Consider the following 22,158-nt stretch of genomic DNA (forward strand, 5'->3'; position numbering starts at 1 on the left):
GAACGGATGATTAATGTATATGCGCAAAAAAGACTGTTTAATTTACACGGTTATTGCCAAAATCAACACACTTATTGCCCAAATATGCACGTGTATATTGGTAAATATGCCAAAGGCGCTGATTACGACCTGACCGTAAGTTCACGTGAAACTGCAATTGCACAATACAAGGCCCTGAATAGTATAAATTTTGAAGATGGGTTTAATACCTCCGAGACAGATGATTTTGAAGCAATCACAGATTATACCGGTATGTCACTGGCAACATACACTGGTTCAATTAAACACTGGGCTTTTCAAAAACTGGAGCAGCCTATGAAGATCCGGTTTAGTGCGGCAGTACAGAATAGTGTACAGTGTAAAGGTAGTGCTACGGATGCAGTCAGTAACTCCGCTGCTGGGAGAAGGAACTTATATTCTCCGTATATATGATGCCTATTATGTCAACGATTCTGATAGCGGTTGTTTCTTTGAAATGGAGATACCTGTTCTTAAACCTGAGGAATTACTAGTAAGTATTAAAAAATAAGAAGCAGGTGAGCTGTTACGACAGGCCAGCGCCTGGTTGAAATAACGGCGGAAGGTGCAGAGCCAGGAACAAATGGAGCTTTGGCAGTTGTTGACGACGCTGATAGATTATCGCATGGCATGCCCGAAACAGGTTATGCCAGAACTAATGGTGAGTTTACAAAAATTGAGGAAGTATTAACTCAAGCTACTGATGCCGCGAAAAATGCGGAGCTACTTGCAACGCTGAATCAGTGGGATAATGCAATGTACAGAAAGTTGGATGATGTACTTAAAGATGTTAGATATCCCAACTTGGTTAATGAATTTGCTGCTGGATATGGGAAGAATTTTTGATCAACAGCATGTAATAGAAGCAGAACGTACTTTTGTGAATAATGATTTTAGTGAGTTACCGCATTTACAACAATATAAAGATCAGGGATATGAAATAGCCACAGGACAGGTTAAATTAAAGACCCCGGTTACTCCAGGAACAAAGGTTGAGGTAAGACCAGATTGTATGTTTTTTAAAGTGGATACCAGAGGACGTGTTATATTAGCAGAACCTGGAATTTGGCAGGAATGTAAGATAAGACGCAGTTCACCCCTGACAGAGAATCAGGAAACAGTAATTGAAATGCTAATTAATGGCCAACTTAATAACACACAGATAGTTTTTGAAGTAGGAACTTCCAGATTGCAAGATATTGGTTTGCCGAAAGGTACAACTGTAACAATAGACGTGGTAAATCAAATTTCAATTTAAAATAATCGTATAATTACGATTCTATTACGTTATTAATTATATGAAATTAAACAAACCACAAGGCAACAAAGCATTCAGGAATCTATTAAAAGCAGAATTGACAGATATTGGCTTTAAGCAAAAAGGTGGGGTTTTAACGCGGCAAAAAAAGAATGGATTTGAGCAAATTGATTTCGAAGAGATTGATTTTTGGAACGGGCAGTTTAGATTATGGTATAGTGCGTCAAAGCGAATAGAACCTGTTGAAGGAGTTTGGGATGACTATTTTTTAGATATTTTCCCTCTAGGTGTAGGTGAGGAGTATGTAACCAGGACTATATATTTTAATGCAAGTATTCTAAGAGAATATCAGTATGATCCCATGAATATGATAAAGTGGAGAAGAATGAATGACTATCATTTTGCTGATCCTACCGAAGAGGGAATTCATGAATTAGTTGGGAAATTTTTAGAGACCATAAAATCGTACATAATACCCACTTTCGATAAGTATAATAATATACAATTATTGGATGCTTTTATAAACGAAAGACCGGAATATTTTTTTGAAGTAATGCATTTGTTCCCTGACAGAGGGTTCGAATATAAAAAAATGATAATTGCAAAACTGGCAGGTAATAAAGATTATGAGTTGGTATGCGAAGCAGTTCGAAAAGATATTACTACTACGGAATATGTACAGGGTGATTTGCCAATGGAAAAATATCTATCCCTATACGAAAAAATTTACGAACGCTTAAAAACCGTAGCGCCATTGGCTAATCCTATTTTGGATTAATGGCTTAGTAGTTAAACATAGTAGAAATATTAATAAATCTAAAGTCCCCTAAACCTTGTTCCAGAAACCCCTACCCTTATTACTGGGATTGCTGTTCATCATTGATCCTGCCGGCGGCGGTGCTGGGAAAGAAATATTACAGTATGAATGCGCCACAGGTAAGCTTCAACGGTTTCAGGATGTAAAAGTGCGGTGGTACAAAAACCAGGTAATGGTGCACCCTGTTCCGCATGCTGCTTTTCAGGCGCCCGTATTTTGTTTACCGGGTGGAACCGGCCGGTTCTTAAATACATCTACTTTCAATAATAATGCGGCATTGGCTTCGCAGTGGATTTTTGGCGATGGCAATACCGCAGCTGAAACCAGCCCGGTTCATCGGTATAATAATGTGGGTCCTTACTCGGTCACGCTCACGGTAACCTCCCCTGATGGTTGTGTCGATGATTCATCTCTTGTAATTAATTCCATTTATTCCCAGGCGTCATTACAGTATGCAGCATCTCCCGAAAATTGTCTGGGCGATTCTCGCTCATTGTGATACAAACACAATCGGGTGACTATACGTCCCTGTCGCATCTTTACTGGCGCGACAATGCTGCCGGACTTTTTAAAGATACCATACCAGCTGCTGCAGGTACTCAGTGCCAGTTACCCGTGTTATTCAATTTACCAGGTAATAAAGTTGTCTGATGCAGCACCGGTAAATTAGCAGATTGACCGGCATTTACGTTGTCAGGGCTAATATTTTCCCTACCTGAACTGACAATTTTGCCGATTTTCAGGCAGGCAGGCCCAATGGCACTCTCTTTGGTGCGTTCCTCCCATACTATTAAACTGCCAAAATCGATACATATGCAAAAAGGGACCATACAGGTACATACCGAGAACATATTTCCGATAATCAAAAAATTCCTTTATAGCGATCACGATATTTTTCTGCGTGAGCTTATAAGTAATGCGGTAGACGCCTCTCAAAAATTAAAAACGCTTTCCTCCATTGGCGAGGCAAAGGGTGAGTTTGGCGACATGCTCATCGAGGTGAAACTCGATGAAGAAAAAAAGACCATTACCATTTCCGACCGGGGTATTGGTATGTCGGCCGCAGAGGTGGAGAAATACCTGAACCAGGTAGCATTTAGCGGCGCCGAAGAGTTTGTGAAAAAATACAAGGGCCAGAACGAGAATGCCATCATTGGTAAGTTTGGTCTGGGCTTTTACTCGGCATTTATGGTGAGCGATAAAGTGGAAGTGTTCACCAAAAGCTTTAAGGAAGATGCACCCGCCGTTCGCTGGGAATGCGATGGCAGCCCGGAATATACACTCGAAGAAACCGGGAAAGCAGAACGGGGTACCGATATCGTATTACACATTAACGAAGACAGCGCCGAGTTCTTAGATGCAGAGCGCATTCGTGGTATCCTGAACAAATTCTGCCGTTTTCTGCCCGTGCCAATTTACTTCCGTCATAAAGACGAAGAAAAAGAGGCCGCGCCCATCAACAATACCCAGCCGGCCTGGAAAAAGAAACCTTCCGACCTCACCGCCGAAGATTATCAGAATTTCTATAAAGAACTGTATCCGTACAACGAACCGCCGCTGTTCTGGATACACCTGAATGTAGATTATCCGTTCAATCTTACCGGTATCCTGTACTTCCCTAAAATAAAACAGAGCTACGAAATACAGAAAGACAAGATTCAACTATACAGCAACCAGGTATTCGTTACTGAAGAAGTAAAGGATATTGTACCGGAGTTCCTGATGCTGTTGCAGGGGGTTATTGATAGTCCGGATATTCCTTTGAACGTAAGCCGCAGCTACCTGCAGGGCGATCCCAATGTGAAAAAGATCAATAATCACATTACCAAAAAGGTGGCCGATAAACTGGAAGAGCTGTTCAATAAAGAAAGAAAAGAGTTTGAGGGAAAATGGGACAGCCTCGGTTTGTTTGTGAAGTATGGTATGATGACTGACGACAAATTCTTTGAAAGGGCCAATAAGTTCCATTTGTTTGAACTGGTGTCGAAAGAAGAGGGCGCAGAGAAAAAGTTCAATACGCTGGAAGAGTATCGCATGGCCACTGAAACCCTGCAAAAGAATAAAGAAGGCAAACTGGTTATTCTTTACACTACCGATCTGGTACAGCAGGATGCTTACATCAGAGCGGCTGAAGCAAGGAATTTTGTTGTTGTAAAGCTTGATACGATAATCGATCCGTCATTTGTGAACCAGATTGAAATGAAGTGGAGCGATGTTCATTTTACCCGTGTTGATTCGGATATAACCGATAACCTGATCGACAAACAGGAAAACCTCGAAAGCGTTTTGAGCAAAGACGAAGAAACCGCGCTGAAAGAACTGTTCGATATCAAAACACCTGGCTTAACTACTACGGTAGAAGTAAAAGGGCTTAGTACCGATGCCCCACCTGTAGTGGCCACACGTCCTGAATTTATGCGCCGGATGAAAGATATGGCGGCTATGAGCGGTCCAATGGGTAGTTTTTACGCCAATATGCCCGATGAAGTAACGCTTACGGTTAATGGTAACCACCCCATTTACCAGCAGGTGCTGAAACATGATAATAAAGATACCCAGGTTAAACTGGTGCACAACCTGGCCGACCTGGCTTTGTTGTCGCAGGGTTTGCTGAAAGGAAGCAATCTTACCAACTTTATCAATCGTAGTGTTGACCTGTTGGGTACCGATCAGCCGGTAAACGTAAAAGCATAAGATCTTTAAACGTACTACAAATAAAAAGCCTCCCGATTTCAGCCGGGAGGCTTTATTTTTACCTACTAAACCAATTATCCTTTCGTAGTAATACCGCTCTTAATTTACGCTTCCTTTCTTTTAAATGCATTTTACTCTTTCATTCACGATATTCCTTATCGGAACTGTATTCTGTATTCCATTATCACATTAGCTAATTATTTCCAGCCGCCGCCGAGCGATCTGTACAGTTCAACCATTGCGTTGAGCTGATCGCGTTCTACGGTAACCTGGTTTAATTCCGCCTGTAACAGGTTACCCTGTGCGGTGATCACTTCCAGGTAATTGGCCAAACCGCTTTTAAATAACAGCTCTGCATTGCCAATGGCGCCGCGTAATGTATTTACTTTATCGGTGGTGAGCTGGTATTGGGTTTTCAGTTTATCCAGCTGAATCAGTGCATTCGATACTTCGCCGAGTGCAGCGGTAGCCGACTGGCGGAAGGTGATGGCTGCCTGGTCGCGTTGGATCCTGGCGACTTCAAATTGTGTTTTTAAGGCCTTGCGGGCGAAGATCGGTTGGGTTATACCGGCAAGCCCTGTAGCGAACAGCGAAGCAGGTATGTTAAACCATTTGCTGAACTGATAAGCGTTGATGCCGCCATTAGCGGTAATGCTTAAAGCGGGATACATGCTGGCTTCAGCAATACCTACCCGCGCGTTTGCGGCAACTAGCGCCATTTCGGTAGTGCGAACATCGGGTCTGCGGCTTACCATAGCGGCAGGGATGCCGGTGGGTAAATTTTCCCATACTTTATAGTTGCTCAGTTGCGTTGTTCGCGTAATGGGACCGGGCTGGTCGCCACTCAAAATGCGGATGGTGTTTTCCTGAATGGCTATTTGTTGCTCGATCTGGGGTACCAGAATGGCCGCTGTTTGTTGTTGAGCGGTTGCCTGTTGTACTGCCAGTTCGCTCACTTCGCCGGCCGTTTTTTGCAGTTTGATGATCTGTACAATGGAATCGCCGAGGCCCGCATTGCGGCGGGCAATGGCCAGTTGTGCATCGAGCATCAGCAAATTGAAATAGCTGCTGGCAATGCTTGCCACCACAGCTGTTTGCACTGCTCTGCTGGCTTCATATGACTGCAGCAGTATGGCGCCTGCGGCTTCGCGTTGGCGGCGCAATTTTCCCCAGATATCTATTTCCCAGGTTAAGCCCGCGGCTAATGTATAATCCTCTATATGACTTTTACCAAGAAAGGTCTTCAGGCTTAAACCATTCAAACTGTTCTCGGAAGGGAATGTTGAAGAAACGTTTATCTGTGCCTGTATGGTGGGGGCCCAGTTAACCTTTGCCTGGTTGGCGTAGGCGCGTGCTTCATCAACCCGTTTTACCGCCAGTTGTACGTCAAAGCTGTTTTGCAATGCATGGTCTATAAGCGATTGCAGGGTAGGATCGGAAAAGAATTTTTTCCATTCCATATCAGCCACGCTGGAATCGGACGGTGCTGTGGAATTGGCGAACTGAGCAGGTAAAGACAGGTCGGAGCGCTGGTAATCTTTACCCATGCGACAGGCCGCCAACAGCGCTATCAATGCCAGGGTGGAATAAATAGTGATATTACTTTTTCGCATTATCTCCTTATTTAGGTTATTTAAGTGTGCCACCCTTTCAAAGTGTGGCACACTTCTGATCTTTGATTTATCAATGTTTTACAGTTGCCGCTTCAGCATCTGGCAAATTGGTTTGGTCGAAGACCGGTCTGCTCTGTACCTTTTCCTGCAAGTACTGGAAGATCACAAACAGCACGGGGATCAGGAACACACCAAGTATTACCCCGGTAAGCATACCGCCAATGGCACTTACACCTATCGAGTGGTTACCGAGGGCCGAGGCGCCATGCGTCCATACCAGAGGTAACAAACCAACGATAAAGGCAAAGGAGGTCATGAGGATGGGACGAAGCCTGAGCCTCGATGCTTCCAGCGCCGCGTCGATAAGACCCATACCGCTCCTTCTGCGTTGAACCGCATATTCCACGATCAGGATCGCGTTCTTGGCAAGCAAGCCCACAAGCATGATCAAACCGATCTGAACGTAGATGTTGTTGTCGATACCAGCAAAACCAATGAAAGCGAACACACCCAGTATACCGGTAGGAACCGTTAAGATAACGGCCAGCGGCAGAATGTAACTTTCGTATTGGGCTGCCAGCAGGAAGTAAACGAACAATACGCTCAGCAGGAAGATGAATGCCTGCTGGTTGCCCGTTTTAATTTCCTCACGGGTTACCCCTGTCCACTCATATGAATAACCTCTTGGCAATACTTTTTTAGCGGTTTCTTCAATGGCCTTGATGGCGTCACCGGTACTGAAACCTGGTTTCGGTGAACCGTTGATGGTAACGGCATTGAACAGGTTATTGCGGGTAACGGTTTCTGGTCCGTATGTGCGTTTCAGCGTTACCAGCGTTTTGGCCGGAACCATTTCTCCCTGGTTGTTCTTTACATAGATACCTTCCAGTGAATTTATATCATTACGGAACGGAGCTTCGGCCTGCGCCATAACGCGGTAATATTTACCGAACCGGTTGAAGTCAGTAACGAAGCTGCTGCCGTAATAGATCTGCATGGTTTGCATCAGATCGGTTACCGATACGCCCAGTTGTTTGGCCTTCTGGTAATCCACTTCAATGGAGAATTGCGGGTTATTGGCGGCAAAAGTGGTAAAGGCAAATCCGATCTCGGGCCTTTGCATCAATGCGCCAATGAACTGCCAGGCGGTTCCGCCCAGTTTATCGAGCGGGCCGTTGGTGCGGTCCTGCAACATGAACTCGAAACCGCTCACGTTACCGAAACCCTGCACAGTAGGGAAGTTGAAGAAGAAAGCCTGCGCACCTTTCACCTGGGCTACTTTACCAACCAGGCCGGCTGCGATCTGGTCAGGGTCTTTAACCGGACCTCTTTCATCATAGTCTTTCAACCGCATGAAACCGGCGGCATAAGGCGATGCGTTAGCATTGCTGATGAAGTTCAAACCATCGATCACGTACAGGTGATTATAGGCGGGGTCCTGCTTAATGATACTATCTATTTGCAGGGTTGCTTCGTGTGTACGTTCGAGCGAGCTGCCCGGAGGGGTGTTCACCGCAAACAGTACGAAGCCCTGGTCTTCAGTAGGAATAAAGCCGGTTGGCGCTTTTTTCAACAGGAAGAATGCGCTGGCGGCGATGAGTACCAGGCCTGTAATGGCAACCCATTTGCGGCGTACCAGGAATTTAAGGCTGCGAACATACCTGTTGGTCATTCCATTGAAGCCTGCATTGAAACCGGCATAAAAACGGCTCATAAAGCCTTTTTTGGGGCCATGGCCTTCACCGGCATGCGGGTTCTTCAGGAACAGGGCGCACAATGCGGGGCTCAGCGTTAACGCGTTAACGGCTGAAATAAGGATGGCGATGGCCAGCGTAAAGGCGAACTGCCTGTAGAACACACCGGCAGGGCCCTGCATGAAACCTACAGGAATGAACACCGCGGCCATTACCAGCGTAATGGAAATGATGGCGCCGGAGATCTCACTCATTGACTGAATGGTAGCTGCGCGGGCCGGCATGTTCGTTCGCTCCATTTTCGAGTGTACCGCTTCCACTACCACAATGGCGTCATCCACCACCACCCCAATTGCCAGTACAAGGGCGAACAGGGTTAGCAGGTTGATGGTAAAGCCGAACAGCTGCATAAAGAAGAAGGTACCTATGATGGCCACAGGAACTGCTATGGCGGGGATCAGTGTCGATCTGAAATCCTGCAGGAAGATGAATACAACGATGAACACCAGTACGAAGGCGATCACCAGGGTTTCCGTTACCTGATCGATAGAGGCATCGAGAAACTCCTTGGAGTTGTACATCACGGTTGTTTTAAGACCCTGCGGCAGGGTTTTCTCAAACTCGCTCAACAACCGTTCTACTTCTGTAAGGATATCGTTGGCGTTTGAACCGGCGGTTTGGAATACGGCAAAACCCGACACCGGCGTACCGTCCATTCTGGCATTGGTTGAGTAGGTGTAGGAACCGAATTCAACGCGGGCCACATCTTTCAGGCGCAACATAGAACCATCGGGGTTGGCCTTGATGATCATGTTCTCATACTCTTCACCCTGGTTCAGTTTTCCCTTATATTTCAATACATATTCGTACACTTCCTTGGTGCTTTGACCCAAACGGCCGGGAGCGGCTTCAAGGTTCTGGTCTCTGATAGCGCCCAGTACATCCTGCGGCGACAGGTTGTTGGCGATCAAACGGTCGGGCTTCAGCCAGATACGCATGGAGTAATCCTTGGTACCAAAAACCAGGGCCTGACCTACACCGGGCACACGTTGTACGGCCGGAATGAGGTTGATCTTGATATAGTTTTCGAGGAACAGTTCATCGTATTTCGATTTGTCGTCGCTCGACAGCGCCACGAACATGATGATACTGTTCTGTACTTTTTGAGTGGAAATACCTGCCTGTACCACTTCCGTAGGCACCTGGCTGATAGCTTTCGATACCCTGTTCTGTACGTTCACAGAAGCGATATCGGGATCGGTACCCTGTTTGAAATAAACGGTAAGCGTCATACTACCGTCGTTACTGGAGTTGGAGGTCATGTAGGTCATGTTCTCCACACCGTTGATGGCTTCTTCCAGCGGGGTAGCCACGGAACGGGCAACTACCTCGGCATTGGCGCCGGGATAGAGGGCTGTTACCTGCACGCTTGGCGGTGCAATATCGGGAAACAGCGTAACTGGCAACGTGTACAACGATAGTCCGCCCAATAAAAGCAGAATGATAGAAACTACCGTTGACAGAACCGGTCTTTCAATGAATCTTCTTAACATGAGTGAATGAATTTGAATTTGAAGTCTGATGTCATTGGTAAGAATCGGGTGTTATGGCGAAATCAGGCGCAAAGACTCCCTTCAGGCAGAGATAATGTTCCTCTGACCTCATACTTCTTACCTGCCCCGGCTATTACGTCGGGGCGTCCTGCTTCGTGAATTATAAAGGTTTCGCTTTCAGCAGGCTGTCGGCACTCATTGGCTGAGGCGCGATCGCCATGCCATCCTGCAGGTTACCTGCGCCCTGGAACACAATTTTATCACCGGCCTTAACGCCATCTTTCACAAAGTAATAATTGGTTGTTTTTCCGGTAATAGTGATGGGCCTGCTGGTAACTTTATTACTGTCGCCTACAACGAAAACGAATACTTTATCCTGTACATCAAAGGTGGATTCCATTGGTACAATAAGTGCATCATTGAACTGTTGAGGAATACGCACTTTACCGGTATTACCGGTGCGAATGATGCCGCCGGGGTTAGGGAAGGTGGCGCGGAAACTGATAGCTCCTGTCGATCGATCGAACTGGCCTTCGATAGAACCGATCTTTCCTTTGGAAGGATAGATGCTGTTATCGGCCAGCGCCAGTTCAACGGCAGGAACCGCTTTCAATTTTTCCTCTATCGAATTGCCGGGGAACTGGTTTTTGAAAGCAATGAAATCAGGTTCGCTCAGTGAGAAATAGGCATACATCTCACGAATGTCTGACAGCACTGTTAACGCATCGCTCTTGCTCACAAGGGCGCCGGTCTTGAACGGAATTCTTCCGATATAACCGCTGACAGGAGCTTTTACCAGCGTATACCCGATGTTGATCTGTGCGTTGCCAACTGCGGCTTTTGCCTGTTCTTCGGCAGCTACTGCTGCATCGTATGCGGCGCGCGCGGTTTTGAGCTGCACTTCAGAGATCACCTTGTTCTCAACCAGCGGACCAAGGCGGTCAACATCTACCTGTGCTTTGGCCACGTTGGCTTTAGCAGCAAGCAGGTTTGATTTTGCAGCGTTCAACGCTTCATTGTAAATGCGCGCATCTACTTTGAAGAGCGGCTGGCCTGCTTTTACGTAAGCTCCTTCATCAACATAGATCTTTTCGAGATAACCTTCCACCTGAGGTCTTATCTCAACGTTCACTTTTCCTTCCAGCGAGGCCGGATATTCTCTGTAAGTAGTAGCTGATGTGGTGGTTACGGGTACTACTGGTAATGGCATTGCCTGTTGTGGCGCCATTTGGGGGTTGGCTGTGGTATTGCCGCAACTATATAAAACTGTTGCAACACTGATTGCTGTGATCATCTTTACCAAGCCGTAATTAGACCGATTGGTATCTAAAGGTTTCATCATACATGGTTTAATAGACATACAATAAATCGTTAAGGACAAGCATATCGTACTGTAATAAGCTACAGCGCAGCAGCATAGATCTGCGCAGGTTTAAATGCGTAGCAGCGCACCGGGATCAGTTGGCGTCAGGTACGTAGAACGATTCCAGGTTTCCGGAGATAGTTGATTGCAGAATTAAATTAATTACCAGGTAGCCAAAAGCCATGCTGTTGGATAGTGCTAAACTTCTATTACATAACCTGCCCGTTAATCATCCTGTAAAAGTAGCAACGATTGGCAAGTTGTGGATTTACCTTATTGGGGGATTAATTGTACTTTTCCCGGATTTGTCTTTGGAACAGGGCGGGTGTATTTCCGGTATGCTTTTTAAAGAACCGGTTAAAGTAAGCATCGTCCTCAAAGTTCAACCTGCCGGCAATTTCTTTTACCGAATGTTCGCCCCAGAACAACAAACGTTTAGCTTCCAGTATCCTTCTTTCATCGATGATCTGTTTAGCTGTTTTTCCGGTAACTGTTTTTATCAGGTCGTTTAAATGTCCGGGGGTAACATATAACATGTCGGCATATTGTGTTACCTGGGTAGCATTTACAAAATTTTCATCTATGAGTGATTTGAATTGACGTACAATGCGGTTTTGTGAGTAGTCCATATTTACAACTACTGCGGGTACAGCAGCGGTAGTGTCATTCTTGCAATTTACCAGCCTGCCTGCGCATATAATAAATGCGTTCAGCAGGTTCTTGAGAATAAGGCCTTTTTGAGGTTTGTTATCCTTGAATTCCTGATACATCAGTTCAAGATAAACTGAGATCTCCTGCATCTGTTCTGAATTCAGTACCGGTAGTACTACCTGGCTGAACATACATTCCCAACAGGCAAGAACACCCTGAGTTTCGGTAAGCAGGAACTCTTTGTTGAAAGAGATGTGCATCATCTTGTAGTAAGAGTTTCCTGTTTGCTGATGCACCTGGTCGGGAGCAAGCATCAATAAGGCCGGCGCCTTGATGGTATATTTCTCAAAGTCGGTATAATGCGTTACTTCGCCTTCCTGCAGAAAACTGATCTTGTAATCAGTATGCCTGTGTGGAATGGCCATATAAGATGGTACGGAGTTTCCTTCGGTCCTTTTTATAATGAAATTGGTGCCTGGTATACAGGCTGCCATATCATATACTGGAATCTGTGCCTGGTTATGTTTCATACAATCACATTGGTAGCAGGTGAAAACCAACCCTGTGGGTGGATAGTAAAAATATTATAATAATGGCAAACTCCTAGCGCTGAAAATATTATTGTACTATAAAATTTTAAACGGCAAACCTTTTCCCGGTATGGTTTGTTAAGGCGGATAGCTTAATGATGAATGGCTAAAGCCTGGAAGGATGCGTAAAACCGAACGAATGTTCATAAACTTCGATGCCGCACAGGCTGCTATTGCTGTGATAAAACGGTTGCAGGTTTTTGCAATGTTTCCTTTTCTTCCGCCAACCTGAAATCTATAACCCGGAGCTGTAAGTGTTTTTCATTGTTCCATTCATTCTCATCTAACGTAAAAACGACATCTACCGGTTTTTTCGACTCAAGTATATGAAATTTTCTGGCCATACCAAAACCAATTCCATTGAACAGGATATTGCCCTGCCGCAATGAGAACTTGATATGCTGTTCTTTCACCACACGCGAGTAGCCCGAATCGGTGACATTCCTTACAACGAATAAGGGCCGCATGTTCTCCGGGCCAAACGGTTCCATTTGATGAATGATGTTATAAAAAGCCTGCTTCAGGTCTTTGAACTCCACTTCAGCATCGATGATAATTTCGGGCACCAGTAATTCGTCGGTTATAGTTGCCGCCACTACTTCTTCAAAACGTTCTCTGAAAGCTTCCACTTTATCGAGCGCCATCGTCATACCGGCAGCATAAAAGTGACCGCCATAACCTAACAGCAGGTCTTTGCATTGATGTATGGCTTCATATACATTGAAGCCCGCCACACTTCTGGCTGAGCCTGCAACATATTCGCCCGACTGGGTAAGTACAATAGTGGGGCGGTAGTAGTAATCGATAAGGCGCGATGCAACAATTCCCACAACGCCTTTATGCCAGTGTGATTGAAATACTACCGTTGATTTTCTTGCACGCAGTCCATCGTTGTTGTCGATTATGGCCAGGGCTTCTTCCGTTATATTTTTATCGGCTTCTTTTCTGTCGGTATTGTCGGAATGCAACATTTCTGCAAACTGAAGTGCTTCCTGTGGGGTGTTGGCAATGAACATCTGAACGGCTTTCCGGGCATCGTCCATACGACCGGCTGCATTTACCCTGGGTGCAATCATGAATACCAGGCTATTGATATACATTTCCTTTTGAACACCACTAAGCTGTTTTAAGGCCAGAATGCCGTAATTGGGATTTTCGTTCGCTTTTTTCAGTCCGTAATATGCCAGCACCCTGTTCTCACCGGTCATGGGAACTATATCCGCCGCTATGGCGGTTGCCACCAGATCGAGGTACTCAAATGCCACACTTTCCTCGAGCTGAAGATGCCGGGTAAGGGCTGTTATCAGTTTGAAGCCCACCCCACAACCGCAGAGCTCTTTGAAAGGGTAGGGGCAGTCTTTTTGTTTTGGGTTCAATATCGCTGCCGCTGAAGGCAGCAGGTCATCGGGCATATGATGGTCACATACGATAAAGTCGATCCCGTTTTCCCGGGCGTATTTAATAAGCTCAACTGATTTTATACCGCAGTCGAGCGAAATGATCAGGGTGAAGCCGCTCTCAATGGCGAAGTCGATCCCTTTTTTGGATACGCCATAACCTTCACGGTAACGGTGAGGAATGTAGAAGTCGACCTTAGACGGGCTATAAACCTTTTGCAGAAAACGTAACATGCAACTAACGGCGGTTGTGCCATCAACATCATAGTCTCCGAATACAAGGATCTTTTCCTGCCGGTCGAAAGCTTTGGTAATGCGTTCAACAGCTTTGTCCATATCCTTCATGAGCCAGGGATCATGAAGATCGGTGAGCTGGGGGCGAAAGTATTGTTTTGCTTTTTCGAAATCGTTTATATATCGTTGCGTGAGGATCTTACAAAGAACGGGATGTACTTTAAGGCTGGCATACAATTGCTGCACTTTATCATCATCTGCGGTCAGTATGTTCCATCTTTTTTGTAGCATAAATAAAAAAGGCTCAAGGTGCAATACTCAGGGCCCGGGCCCTGAATAACGGAGTTTCTGATAATATTCAGGCAGTTTGAATGTAAGACCCTTGTGCCCTGTATTCTTGTGTCTTGTTTCTTATTACTAATACTTTCTGTCAGTTGTATACCGTACCAGTTCTTCAAGGCCGTTACGTATTTCTATATTATCGAATTCGTGCAAAACGGCCAGCGCTTCATCCCTGAAGCTAAACATTTTTTTCTCAGTATAGCTAATGCCGCCGGTTTGCTTAACTACATTAATGACCTCCTGAACTTTTTGGGGGTCTTTATTTTGATTTTTGATAATGTATATCAGTTTCCGGCGGGTGGCTGTATCTGTATTCTGTAATGTATATATTAATGGAAGGGTGAGCTTTTTTTCCCGGATATCATTCCCGGTTGGTTTACCTATGGCCTCACTGCCATAGTCGAACAGGTCGTCTTTTATCTGGAAGGCCATGCCTACTTTTTCGCCAAATACCCGCATTTTTTCCGTAATGGTTTCATTTTGCGTGGTTGACCAGGCGCCGGAGGCGCAGGCGGAGGCAAGGAGGGAGGCTGTTTTTCCTTTAATGATCTCGAAATAGGTGGCTTCTTCAAAGTTGAGCGAGCGCGATTTTTCCATTTGCAGTAGCTCGCCTTCACTCATTTGCCGTATGGCGTTAGATAACAATTTTAATATACGATAGTCATCATGATCGAGAGAAAGCAGCATGCCTTTGGCCAAGAGGTAGTCGCCGACCAAAACTGATACCTTGCTTTTCCACAGCGCATATGTAGAGAAAAATCCCCTACGTTCAAGTGATTCATCTACTACATCGTCATGTACAAGGGTAGCCGAATGTAGTAATTCTACCAGGGATGCAGCCCGGTAGGTAGTATCGTTAACGGGCCCGCACAGCTTGGCTGAAAGCAGCACGAACATAGGGCGTAACTGCTTGCCTTTTCTATTAACAAGAAACCGCATAATCCTGTTCAGGAGCGGAACGTGGCTCTTTACCGCCTCATGGAATTGCTTCTCAAATTCGGGTAATTCTTCTCGTAATATTGCTAGTGATAACTTCATGCGGTATATAAGGTGAGCAAATTACTATTTTATAATGTATAACGTAAGAGGCATTTAATTTGCTCTGTAATGATCTTACTGTGTGAAAAACAGCAAGATAATGCACATTGTGTTGGGGAAAAAAATTTGGTAGTTAGCTGTCAATTAATATTTTTGCACAGATTCTGAGTTCAGGTTACTTAATCCTTCACATAAAATTTAGTTATGGCAAGCAAAAAGTACGTAAGTTTTTTAAGCTTATTGCTCCTGTTATCTGCTGCCTCCCAGGCACAATTGGGAAGCGGTTCGTATGATTATCAGGATTCTTCAGTTGTACCGTCTAAAAGACTCCCTCAGCACACCGAGTTCATGGCAAACAACTATCCCTACCCTGCCAAACCCCGCAACCAGTGGGAAATAGGTTTACAGGCAGGTGCTTTCAGCATTTCCGGTGATGTTCGTAACCGTTTTCCTGGCCTTGGTGCTGCATTACATGTTCGTAAAGCCTTAGGATATGTATTCTCACTAAGAGGTCAGTTAGGTTTTGGAACTACCAAGGGGTTGAACTTCCAGCCTTCTACCCATTGGACAAGAAATAGTGCCTGGAACACTGCTGGTTATGCTCCAGGAGCACAAGTGTTTTATAACTATAAAACGAATATATACGACCTGAGCTTACAGGGCGTGGTAACATTGAGTAACATTCGATTTCATAAATCAAAAAGCAGCTTCAATGTATATGCTTTTGCGGGTTTGGGTGGTATGATCTACGATGTAAAAATTGATGCCCTGAACGGGAACGCTCCATATGATTTCTCAAACATCATTGCTCAATATGGCGGTAGTCAGTTCCAGTATAAAGACAGGAAAAAGATCAGAAAGGATTTGAAGGATCTGTTGGATGGCAGCTACGAAACCACAGGTCAAACTGATAACGGTCAGCCAAAGGTATTTGACAAGCCTTTCCGCTTCATGGGCAACTTTGGTGCCGGCGTTCAATTCAAACTGAATAAGAAATTCAGCCTGGCTATTGAAGACAAAGTTACCATCACTAAAACCGACCTGTTAGATGGTCAGCAATGGCAGGAAAATGGTGTAGATATTTCAGTTCCTAGTTACACAACCGCACCTGCTCAAACAAGAGATTTCGATACGTATAACTTCCTGTCTGTTGGTATCAACATGGCAATCGGTAATAAATCTGTTGAACCTTTATGGTGGCTGAATCCCCTGGATTACGCTTACAGCGAGGTTAACAAACCACGCCACATGAAGCTCCCCAAACCAGTATTGGATGATGCTGATGGCGATGGTATCACTGACCAGTTCGACCAGGAGCCAAACACACCTGCCGGCGCTCCTGTTGACAGCCATGGTGTTAGCCGCGATACTGACGGTGATGGCGTTCCTGATTACAAAGACAAAGAACTGGTTACACCTACACAATGTCAACCTGTTGATGCTGATGGTGTTGGTAAATGTCCTCCGCCTGCATGCTGCGATTCTCTGATGAATACGATCGGCCGCATGACCAACTGTGGAATTGGCGATTTACCAAGTGTAACTTTCAAACCAAGATCTGTAACATTAAGTAACGACGCTAAAGCCCTGTTGGCTTCAGCTGCTCAAAAGATAAAAGATAATCCTAACTGTAAGATCGCAGTTATCGGTTATTGCTCTTCAAGCAAATCTGAACAACAGTTGAGCTGGGACCGTGTGAATGCCGTTATCAGCTACATGGTTGATAAAGAAGGTATTAACCAGGATCGTTTCATCTTCAAATATGGTGAAACCGGCGGTGATTGCAATACTGTAGACCTGCGCGATGGAACTGGTGAAGAAGGTCCTACTACAGTGCCTGCGCCACACCCGAACCTGCGTCGTGGCCGATAAAAAGTACTTTAGCTAAATTGCTTTAACTAATAGTATAACCTTCCCCCGTTTTGCCGGGGGAAGGTTTTTATATTTATCTTAACGCCCTGTTTTTGGGTTACCGCACCTTTCCATACATATTTGCAGGAAAACCTTAACTTTGCCCACTTTTATGCGTTCAGCTTTACTAATTGCAATAATTGCCCTAAGCGTAGTGTCATGCTCCCGGTTCTCCAAGGTGCAGAAGAGTACCGACTATGATTACAAGTTACGCATGGCCGAAAAGTACTATGTAGCAAAGAAGTACAACTATGCCCAGCAATTGTATGAAGAGCTTTTCCCTTTAATGAAAGGACAGCCGCAGTTTGAAGATCTGTTTTATAAATATGCCTATTGTTCATACAATTTGCACGACTGGCTGCAGGCAGAGAACCTCTTCAAACAGTTTGTAGAGGTATTCCCCAACAGTCCGAAGGCGGAGGAAATGGAATTTATGCGGGCCTATACGTATTACAGGCAATCGCCCAAACCAGCACTGGATCAAACCAATACGCAAAAAACGATCGGGTTGATGCAAACATTTATCAATACGCATCCCAACTCGCCTAAGAATAAAGAGGCGTCGGATATTATGGATAAATGCCGGGCAAAGCTGGAAGAAAAACAATCCAGCAGCGCTGCCTTATATTATAATATGGGGCATTTCCGGGCCGCAGCTATCGCTTACACCAGCCTGATGAACGATTTTCCTGATTCGGAAAAAAGTGATACGTATAAACTACAGATCATCAAATCATATTATTCATTTGCTGTAAATAGTATCGAAGAAAAGAAAAACACCCGCTTTGAACAGGTAATTACCGAATGCAACGATTTCATGGACCGTTTTCCTGAAAGCAATTTGAAAAAGGAAGTGGAGAGTTACGAGACATTATCTAAAAACAATCTTAAAGTCAACAATAATGAGCAAATTACGAAGACAAATTAGCGCCAACACTGCTAACGTGGCCGAAACTAAAGATCTGAACGCCATTAAAGGCAAAACCGGCAATGTGTACGAGTCAATTGCCATTATTGCCAAAAGAGCGAATCAGATCAATATCTCATTGAAAGAGGAACTGCATAACAAACTGGAAGAGTTTGCCAGCCACACCGATAGCCTGGAAGAAATTCATGAGAATAAAGAGCAGATCGAAATTTCCAGGGCTTATGAGCGTATGCCTAATCCCGCGTTACTGGCTACCCAGGAATTCCTCGACGATAAAATATACTATCGTAAAAATGAAGATGACCTGTTCAGTTAATATTTGATGGTAAAAAATGTATGGAAAGCGACAGAAATAACCTGTCGCTTTTTAGTTTTATAGGTGTGCCACACTTCGAAAGTGTGGCACACCTGTTTTTCAGATTGTTGTATTAATGTTATTGTTGAAAAACAGGACCAGTAACGAGCCGTTTTGTTTAGCCTAAATGACCTAATTTTAACCAATTATGTTCCAGGATAAAAAAATATTGCTGGCTGTTACCGGAAGCATTGCGGCCTATAAATCTATATTACTGGTTCGCCTGCTTGTAAAGGCCGGGGCCGATGTTAAAGTAGTGATGACCCCTGCTGCTGCAGCATTTGTATCACCGCTAACCCTGTCTACCTTATCGAAAAATGCTGTAATATCCGAACTGGCTAACAACGAATCGTGGTCGAACCATGTAATGCTGGGCCGCTGGGCCGATGTAATGGTGGTTGCGCCCTTAAGCTGCAATACCCTGGCAAAAATGGCCCATGGAATGTGTGATAATATGTTGCTGGCTACCTGGTTATCGGCTACCTGCCCGGTAGTAGTTGCCCCGGCCATGGATGAAGATATGTGGCATCATCCGGCAACGCAGGGTAATCTGCAAAAGCTGGAAGCGTTCGGAAACCGGATAATTCCTGTTGATAAGGGCGAGCTGGCCAGCGGTTTATACGGCGACGGCCGCATGGCCGAGCCGGAAGCCATTATGCAGTACCTCCGGGACCACATTTTTGCTAAAAAAGACCTCGCCGGTAAAAAGGCGCTGGTAACCGCGGGCCCCACCTACGAACCCATTGATCCTGTACGGTTTATTGGTAATCATTCCTCTGGCAAAATGGGCCTGGCCATTGCGGAAGAGCTGGCTAACCGCGGCGCTGAAGTGCATTTGGTGCTGGGGCCATCGGCAGTAAAAACCACCATGCCTGGCATATACATTCATAAAGTGCAAACAGCCGGTCAAATGTATGATACCTGTATGGCTGAATTCCCCGGGGCAGATATTGCCGTGATGAGCGCAGCCGTAGCTGATTATACCCCGGTTGAAACCGCTCCTGAAAAGATCAAAAAAACAAGCGGCTCCCTGGTAATAGAACTTACAAAAACAAAAGACATATTGAAGAGCCTGGGGCAGGTGAAAAAGAGCGGGCAGTTGCTCGTAGGGTTTGCGTTGGAAACTGCCAATGAAAGGCAATATGCGCTTGATAAACTGGCTGCCAAAAATGCCGACATGATCGTGCTGAACTCATTGAACGATGAAGGGGCCGGTTTTGGCTACGATACCAACAAGGTTACTATTTTTGAAAAAGGTGGTGATGAGACCGTGTATGACCGCAAGCCCAAACAACAAGTGGCTAAAGATATCGTTGATAGAATCGTAAACCTGCTATATGTGTAGAAAGATCGTATGGATAATCTGCCTGATGGTTATGGCGCCTGTATTACTCAGCGCCCAGGAGCTGAGGGCACGTATAACCGTAAATACCAGCCGGTTAGGAACACCTGCTGATAAGAAAGCGTTCCAAACCTGCCAGGCGGCGCTCAATAATTTTCTGAACAACCGTAAGTGGACGAAGGAAACCTTTCAGAACAACGAAAAGATAGTATGTAATTTCCTGTTGAACATCAGCGAAGTGCAGTCGGGAAACATATATAAAGCAACCCTTACCGTACAGGCTGCCCGCCCGGTGTACAATACCAACTACGAATGCCCGCTCATCAATTTTATGGATGAGAACGTGGCATTCAAATATGTAGAATACCAACCCATTGAATTTAACGAAAACCGCGTATCGGGTTCCGACCCAATGGTTGGTAACCTGCCTGCGATACTTGCTTATTACGTGTATGTAATTATAGGGCTCGATTTCGATTCTTTCTCCCTGCGTGGTGGCGACCCCTGGTTTCAGAAAGCGATGAACATCGTGAACAACGCGCCTGAGGGACGGGATATTGCCGGCTGGAAAGCTTTCGATGGCTTGCGTAACCGGTACTGGTTAACGGAAAATCTTACCAACAACCGGTATAACCTGATGCATGATGCTATTTACAGCTATTACCGCCTCGGTATGGATTATATGTATGAAAATGAAACAGAGGCCCGCAGCGCAATACTTAACTCCCTGAGCCTGATCAATACCATGAATAATGATATTCCCAATACAATGATCGTGGCGTTCTTCTTCCAGGGCAAATCGACCGAACTGGTACGCATATTCAAAAAAGCTACTCCCGAAGACAAACAAAAGGCAAGGGAAATTCTGCAGAAGATCGATATCTCCAATTCCAATACGTATAAACAGGAATTAAAATGAACCGGCTATTACTGGTATGTTTGAGCGTTATAGTGTGGTGTGTGGTAAGTTGTTCCGATAAAGACAAGGTCCCGGCCGGTATATTGCCGAAGGATAAAATGGAAAAAGTGTTGTGGGATATGATCCAGGCCGAGCGTTACAGGGAGTCTTTTATTCGCGATTCTTCCACCATGAAAACGGAAACCTTCAGGTTGTATGCCCAGGTTTTCGAAATACATCAGGTTTCAAAGGATGAGTTTATAAAGAGCTATAAGTTTTATATGAGCCGTCCCGATCTTGCACGCATAATGTTCGACTCACTCGCAACCAGGGCAAACCGCCGCCGCGAAGAGCTGTATAAACCCAAGGCGCCCGACACCGCCAGTGTACAACAAAAGGTTGATTCGTTGAAGAAAAGCGATTCATTAAAAGTTGATACTGCAAAAGCTGCGAATGGTAAACCTGTAATACAACCTGCTACACCGCAGCCTGATAAACAACCACCTGGCATAGGACAACCCGGCGGCCTGCCGCAGCCACTTACTCCACAAGCCCCGCCCAATTTAAGAAAACGGCCAAATAAGTTTCCTCTTAATAAACATCTTAAAATTGATTCAGCAACCCGGCTCCAGCTAAAAAGGCAATAAGGATATTTCAGGTTGATAAAAAATCTATTAAATCCCAATCACCATTTTGGCTGGTTGAAGGGTAGTTCCTTATTTTTATCAATAAATTGCCTGCTATGCAAAAAGTTGTTGCTAATGCCGATGAAGCCATAGCCGACATTCAGGATAATGCTACCATTATGCTGGGTGGATTCGGGTTATGTGGTATTCCCGAAAATAGTATTGCTGCTCTTGTACGCAAAGGCGTAAAGCATCTCACCTGTATCTCAAACAATGCCGGCGTTGATGATTTCGGATTAGGCTTACTGTTGAAGACCCGCCAGATAAAAAAAATGATGAGCTCCTATGTGGGCGAGAATGCTGAATTTGAACGGCAGTTGTTAAGCGGCGAACTGGAGGTGGATCTTATACCCCAGGGCACGCTGGCCACTCGTATTCAAATGGCGGGTATGGGTATCCCGGCTTTTTATACGCCGGCCGGTTATGGTACCGAAATAGCGGAAGGTAAGGAAGTGCGGGAGTTCAATAACAAAATGTACCTGATGGAACATGCGCTGCATAGCGATTTTTCCATTGTGAAAGCCTGGAAGGGCGATCGATACGGCAATCTCGTGTTCCGGAAAACAACCCGCAATTTCTCCACTTCCATTGCAAAAGCGGGAACGGTTACCATAGCAGAAGTTGAGCATTTGGTTGAACCGGGCGAACTTGACCCCGATCATATTCATGTTGCCGGAATTTATGTACACCGCATTTTTGAGGGCAGGAACTACGAAAAGCGGATTGAGCGGAAGACCGTGAAAATAGAGGGTAAATGAGAATTGCACAATAAGAAT

General features: G+C 45.2%; 19 protein-coding genes. 13 read left to right on the forward strand and 6 right to left on the reverse strand.

Annotated elements, in window-relative coordinates:
• Nucleotides 1-6 precede the first annotated feature (6 nt).
• The 6 genes from A4R26_RS20020 to htpG all read left to right on the forward strand — a co-directional run bounded on the left by A4R26_RS20020 (nt 7) and on the right by htpG (nt 4,787).
• The gene (locus tag A4R26_RS20020) at nt 7-432 is read left to right on the forward strand and encodes a hypothetical protein (protein WP_133054738.1); all 426 of its coding nucleotides are present in this window, start codon (nt 7-9) and stop codon (nt 430-432) included.
• A 177-nt stretch (nt 433-609) separates the two neighbouring features.
• Nucleotides 610-864: a hypothetical protein gene (locus A4R26_RS20025; protein WP_081167281.1), complete on the forward strand. Its 255-nt coding sequence runs from the start codon at nt 610-612 to the stop codon at nt 862-864.
• Nucleotides 830-1,276, forward strand: a complete 447-nt coding sequence (locus A4R26_RS20030) for a hypothetical protein (RefSeq protein ID WP_133054739.1) — start codon at nt 830-832, stop codon at nt 1,274-1,276. The genes A4R26_RS20025 and A4R26_RS20030 overlap by 35 nt, the downstream gene beginning before the upstream one ends.
• Nucleotides 1,277-1,316: 40 nt before the next feature.
• Nucleotides 1,317-2,054 carry a hypothetical protein gene (locus A4R26_RS20035; protein ID WP_081167292.1) on the forward strand — a complete coding sequence of 246 codons (738 nt, stop codon included), beginning with the start codon at nt 1,317-1,319 and terminating at the stop codon, nt 2,052-2,054.
• Between the two features lie 55 nt (nt 2,055-2,109).
• Nucleotides 2,110-2,592, forward strand: coding sequence for a PKD domain-containing protein (locus A4R26_RS20040; RefSeq protein ID WP_081167296.1), 483 nt, complete (start codon nt 2,110-2,112; stop codon nt 2,590-2,592).
• Between the two features lie 314 nt (nt 2,593-2,906).
• On the forward strand, nt 2,907-4,787 hold the full coding sequence (gene htpG, locus A4R26_RS20050) for a molecular chaperone HtpG (RefSeq protein WP_081167304.1): 1,881 nt from the start codon (nt 2,907-2,909) through the stop codon (nt 4,785-4,787).
• A gap of 197 nt (nt 4,788-4,984) precedes the next feature.
• Here htpG and A4R26_RS20055 read toward each other — a convergent pair whose 3' ends face one another.
• The 6 genes from A4R26_RS20055 to A4R26_RS20080 form a co-directional block, all read right to left on the reverse strand.
• Nucleotides 4,985-6,400: an efflux transporter outer membrane subunit gene (locus A4R26_RS20055; RefSeq protein WP_081167307.1), complete on the reverse strand. Its 1,416-nt coding sequence runs from the start codon at nt 6,398-6,400 to the stop codon at nt 4,985-4,987.
• Nucleotides 6,401-6,470: 70 nt separating this feature from the next.
• A complete protein-coding gene (locus A4R26_RS20060; protein WP_081167311.1) occupies nt 6,471-9,647 on the reverse strand; it encodes an efflux RND transporter permease subunit in 3,177 nt (1,058 codons plus the stop codon).
• Nucleotides 9,648-9,807: 160 nt separating this feature from the next.
• Nucleotides 9,808-10,941, reverse strand: coding sequence for an efflux RND transporter periplasmic adaptor subunit (locus A4R26_RS20065; protein WP_242674966.1), 1,134 nt, complete (start codon nt 10,939-10,941; stop codon nt 9,808-9,810).
• Nucleotides 10,942-11,294: 353 nt separating this feature from the next.
• Nucleotides 11,295-12,191, reverse strand: a complete 897-nt coding sequence (locus tag A4R26_RS20070; RefSeq protein ID WP_081167319.1) for a helix-turn-helix domain-containing protein — start codon at nt 12,189-12,191, stop codon at nt 11,295-11,297.
• A 230-nt stretch (nt 12,192-12,421) separates the two neighbouring features.
• Nucleotides 12,422-14,173 carry a single-stranded-DNA-specific exonuclease RecJ gene (recJ, locus tag A4R26_RS20075; RefSeq protein ID WP_165760347.1) on the reverse strand — a complete coding sequence of 584 codons (1,752 nt, stop codon included), beginning with the start codon at nt 14,171-14,173 and terminating at the stop codon, nt 12,422-12,424.
• Between the two features lie 126 nt (nt 14,174-14,299).
• Nucleotides 14,300-15,262: a polyprenyl synthetase family protein gene (locus A4R26_RS20080; protein WP_081167326.1), complete on the reverse strand. Its 963-nt coding sequence runs from the start codon at nt 15,260-15,262 to the stop codon at nt 14,300-14,302.
• A 204-nt stretch (nt 15,263-15,466) separates the two neighbouring features.
• Here A4R26_RS20080 and A4R26_RS20085 point away from each other — a divergent pair, with 204 nt between their 5' ends.
• The 7 genes from A4R26_RS20085 (at nt 15,467) to A4R26_RS20115 (ending at nt 22,140) form a co-directional block, all read left to right on the forward strand.
• On the forward strand, nt 15,467-17,134 hold the full coding sequence (locus tag A4R26_RS20085) for an OmpA family protein (protein WP_081167330.1): 1,668 nt from the start codon (nt 15,467-15,469) through the stop codon (nt 17,132-17,134).
• Between the two features lie 151 nt (nt 17,135-17,285).
• Nucleotides 17,286-18,101 (forward strand): outer membrane protein assembly factor BamD, encoded by an 816-nt coding sequence (locus A4R26_RS20090; protein ID WP_081167334.1) that lies wholly within the window; start codon nt 17,286-17,288, stop codon nt 18,099-18,101.
• Nucleotides 18,076-18,417 carry a DNA-directed RNA polymerase subunit omega gene (locus tag A4R26_RS20095; RefSeq protein WP_081167337.1) on the forward strand — a complete coding sequence of 114 codons (342 nt, stop codon included), beginning with the start codon at nt 18,076-18,078 and terminating at the stop codon, nt 18,415-18,417. Before A4R26_RS20090 ends, A4R26_RS20095 begins: the two co-directional genes overlap by 26 nt.
• 187 nt (nt 18,418-18,604) lie before the next feature.
• Entirely contained in the window at nt 18,605-19,801 is a 1,197-nt protein-coding gene (coaBC, locus tag A4R26_RS20100; protein WP_081167341.1) for a bifunctional phosphopantothenoylcysteine decarboxylase/phosphopantothenate--cysteine ligase CoaBC, read from the forward strand.
• Complete coding sequence (porD, locus tag A4R26_RS20105; RefSeq protein ID WP_081167345.1) at nt 19,794-20,717, forward strand: type IX secretion system protein PorD; 924 nt, start codon at nt 19,794-19,796, stop codon at nt 20,715-20,717. The genes coaBC and porD overlap by 8 nt, the downstream gene beginning before the upstream one ends.
• Nucleotides 20,714-21,343, forward strand: coding sequence for a DUF4296 domain-containing protein (locus tag A4R26_RS20110; RefSeq protein ID WP_081167349.1), 630 nt, complete (start codon nt 20,714-20,716; stop codon nt 21,341-21,343). The genes porD and A4R26_RS20110 overlap by 4 nt, the downstream gene beginning before the upstream one ends.
• Nucleotides 21,344-21,438: 95 nt before the next feature.
• Nucleotides 21,439-22,140 (forward strand): CoA transferase subunit A, encoded by a 702-nt coding sequence (locus A4R26_RS20115; protein ID WP_081167352.1) that lies wholly within the window; start codon nt 21,439-21,441, stop codon nt 22,138-22,140.
• Nucleotides 22,141-22,158: the final 18 nt, after the last annotated feature.

The organism is Niastella populi, assembly GCF_002078015.1.
Taxonomy (GTDB): Bacteria; Bacteroidota; Bacteroidia; order Chitinophagales; family Chitinophagaceae; genus Niastella; species Niastella populi.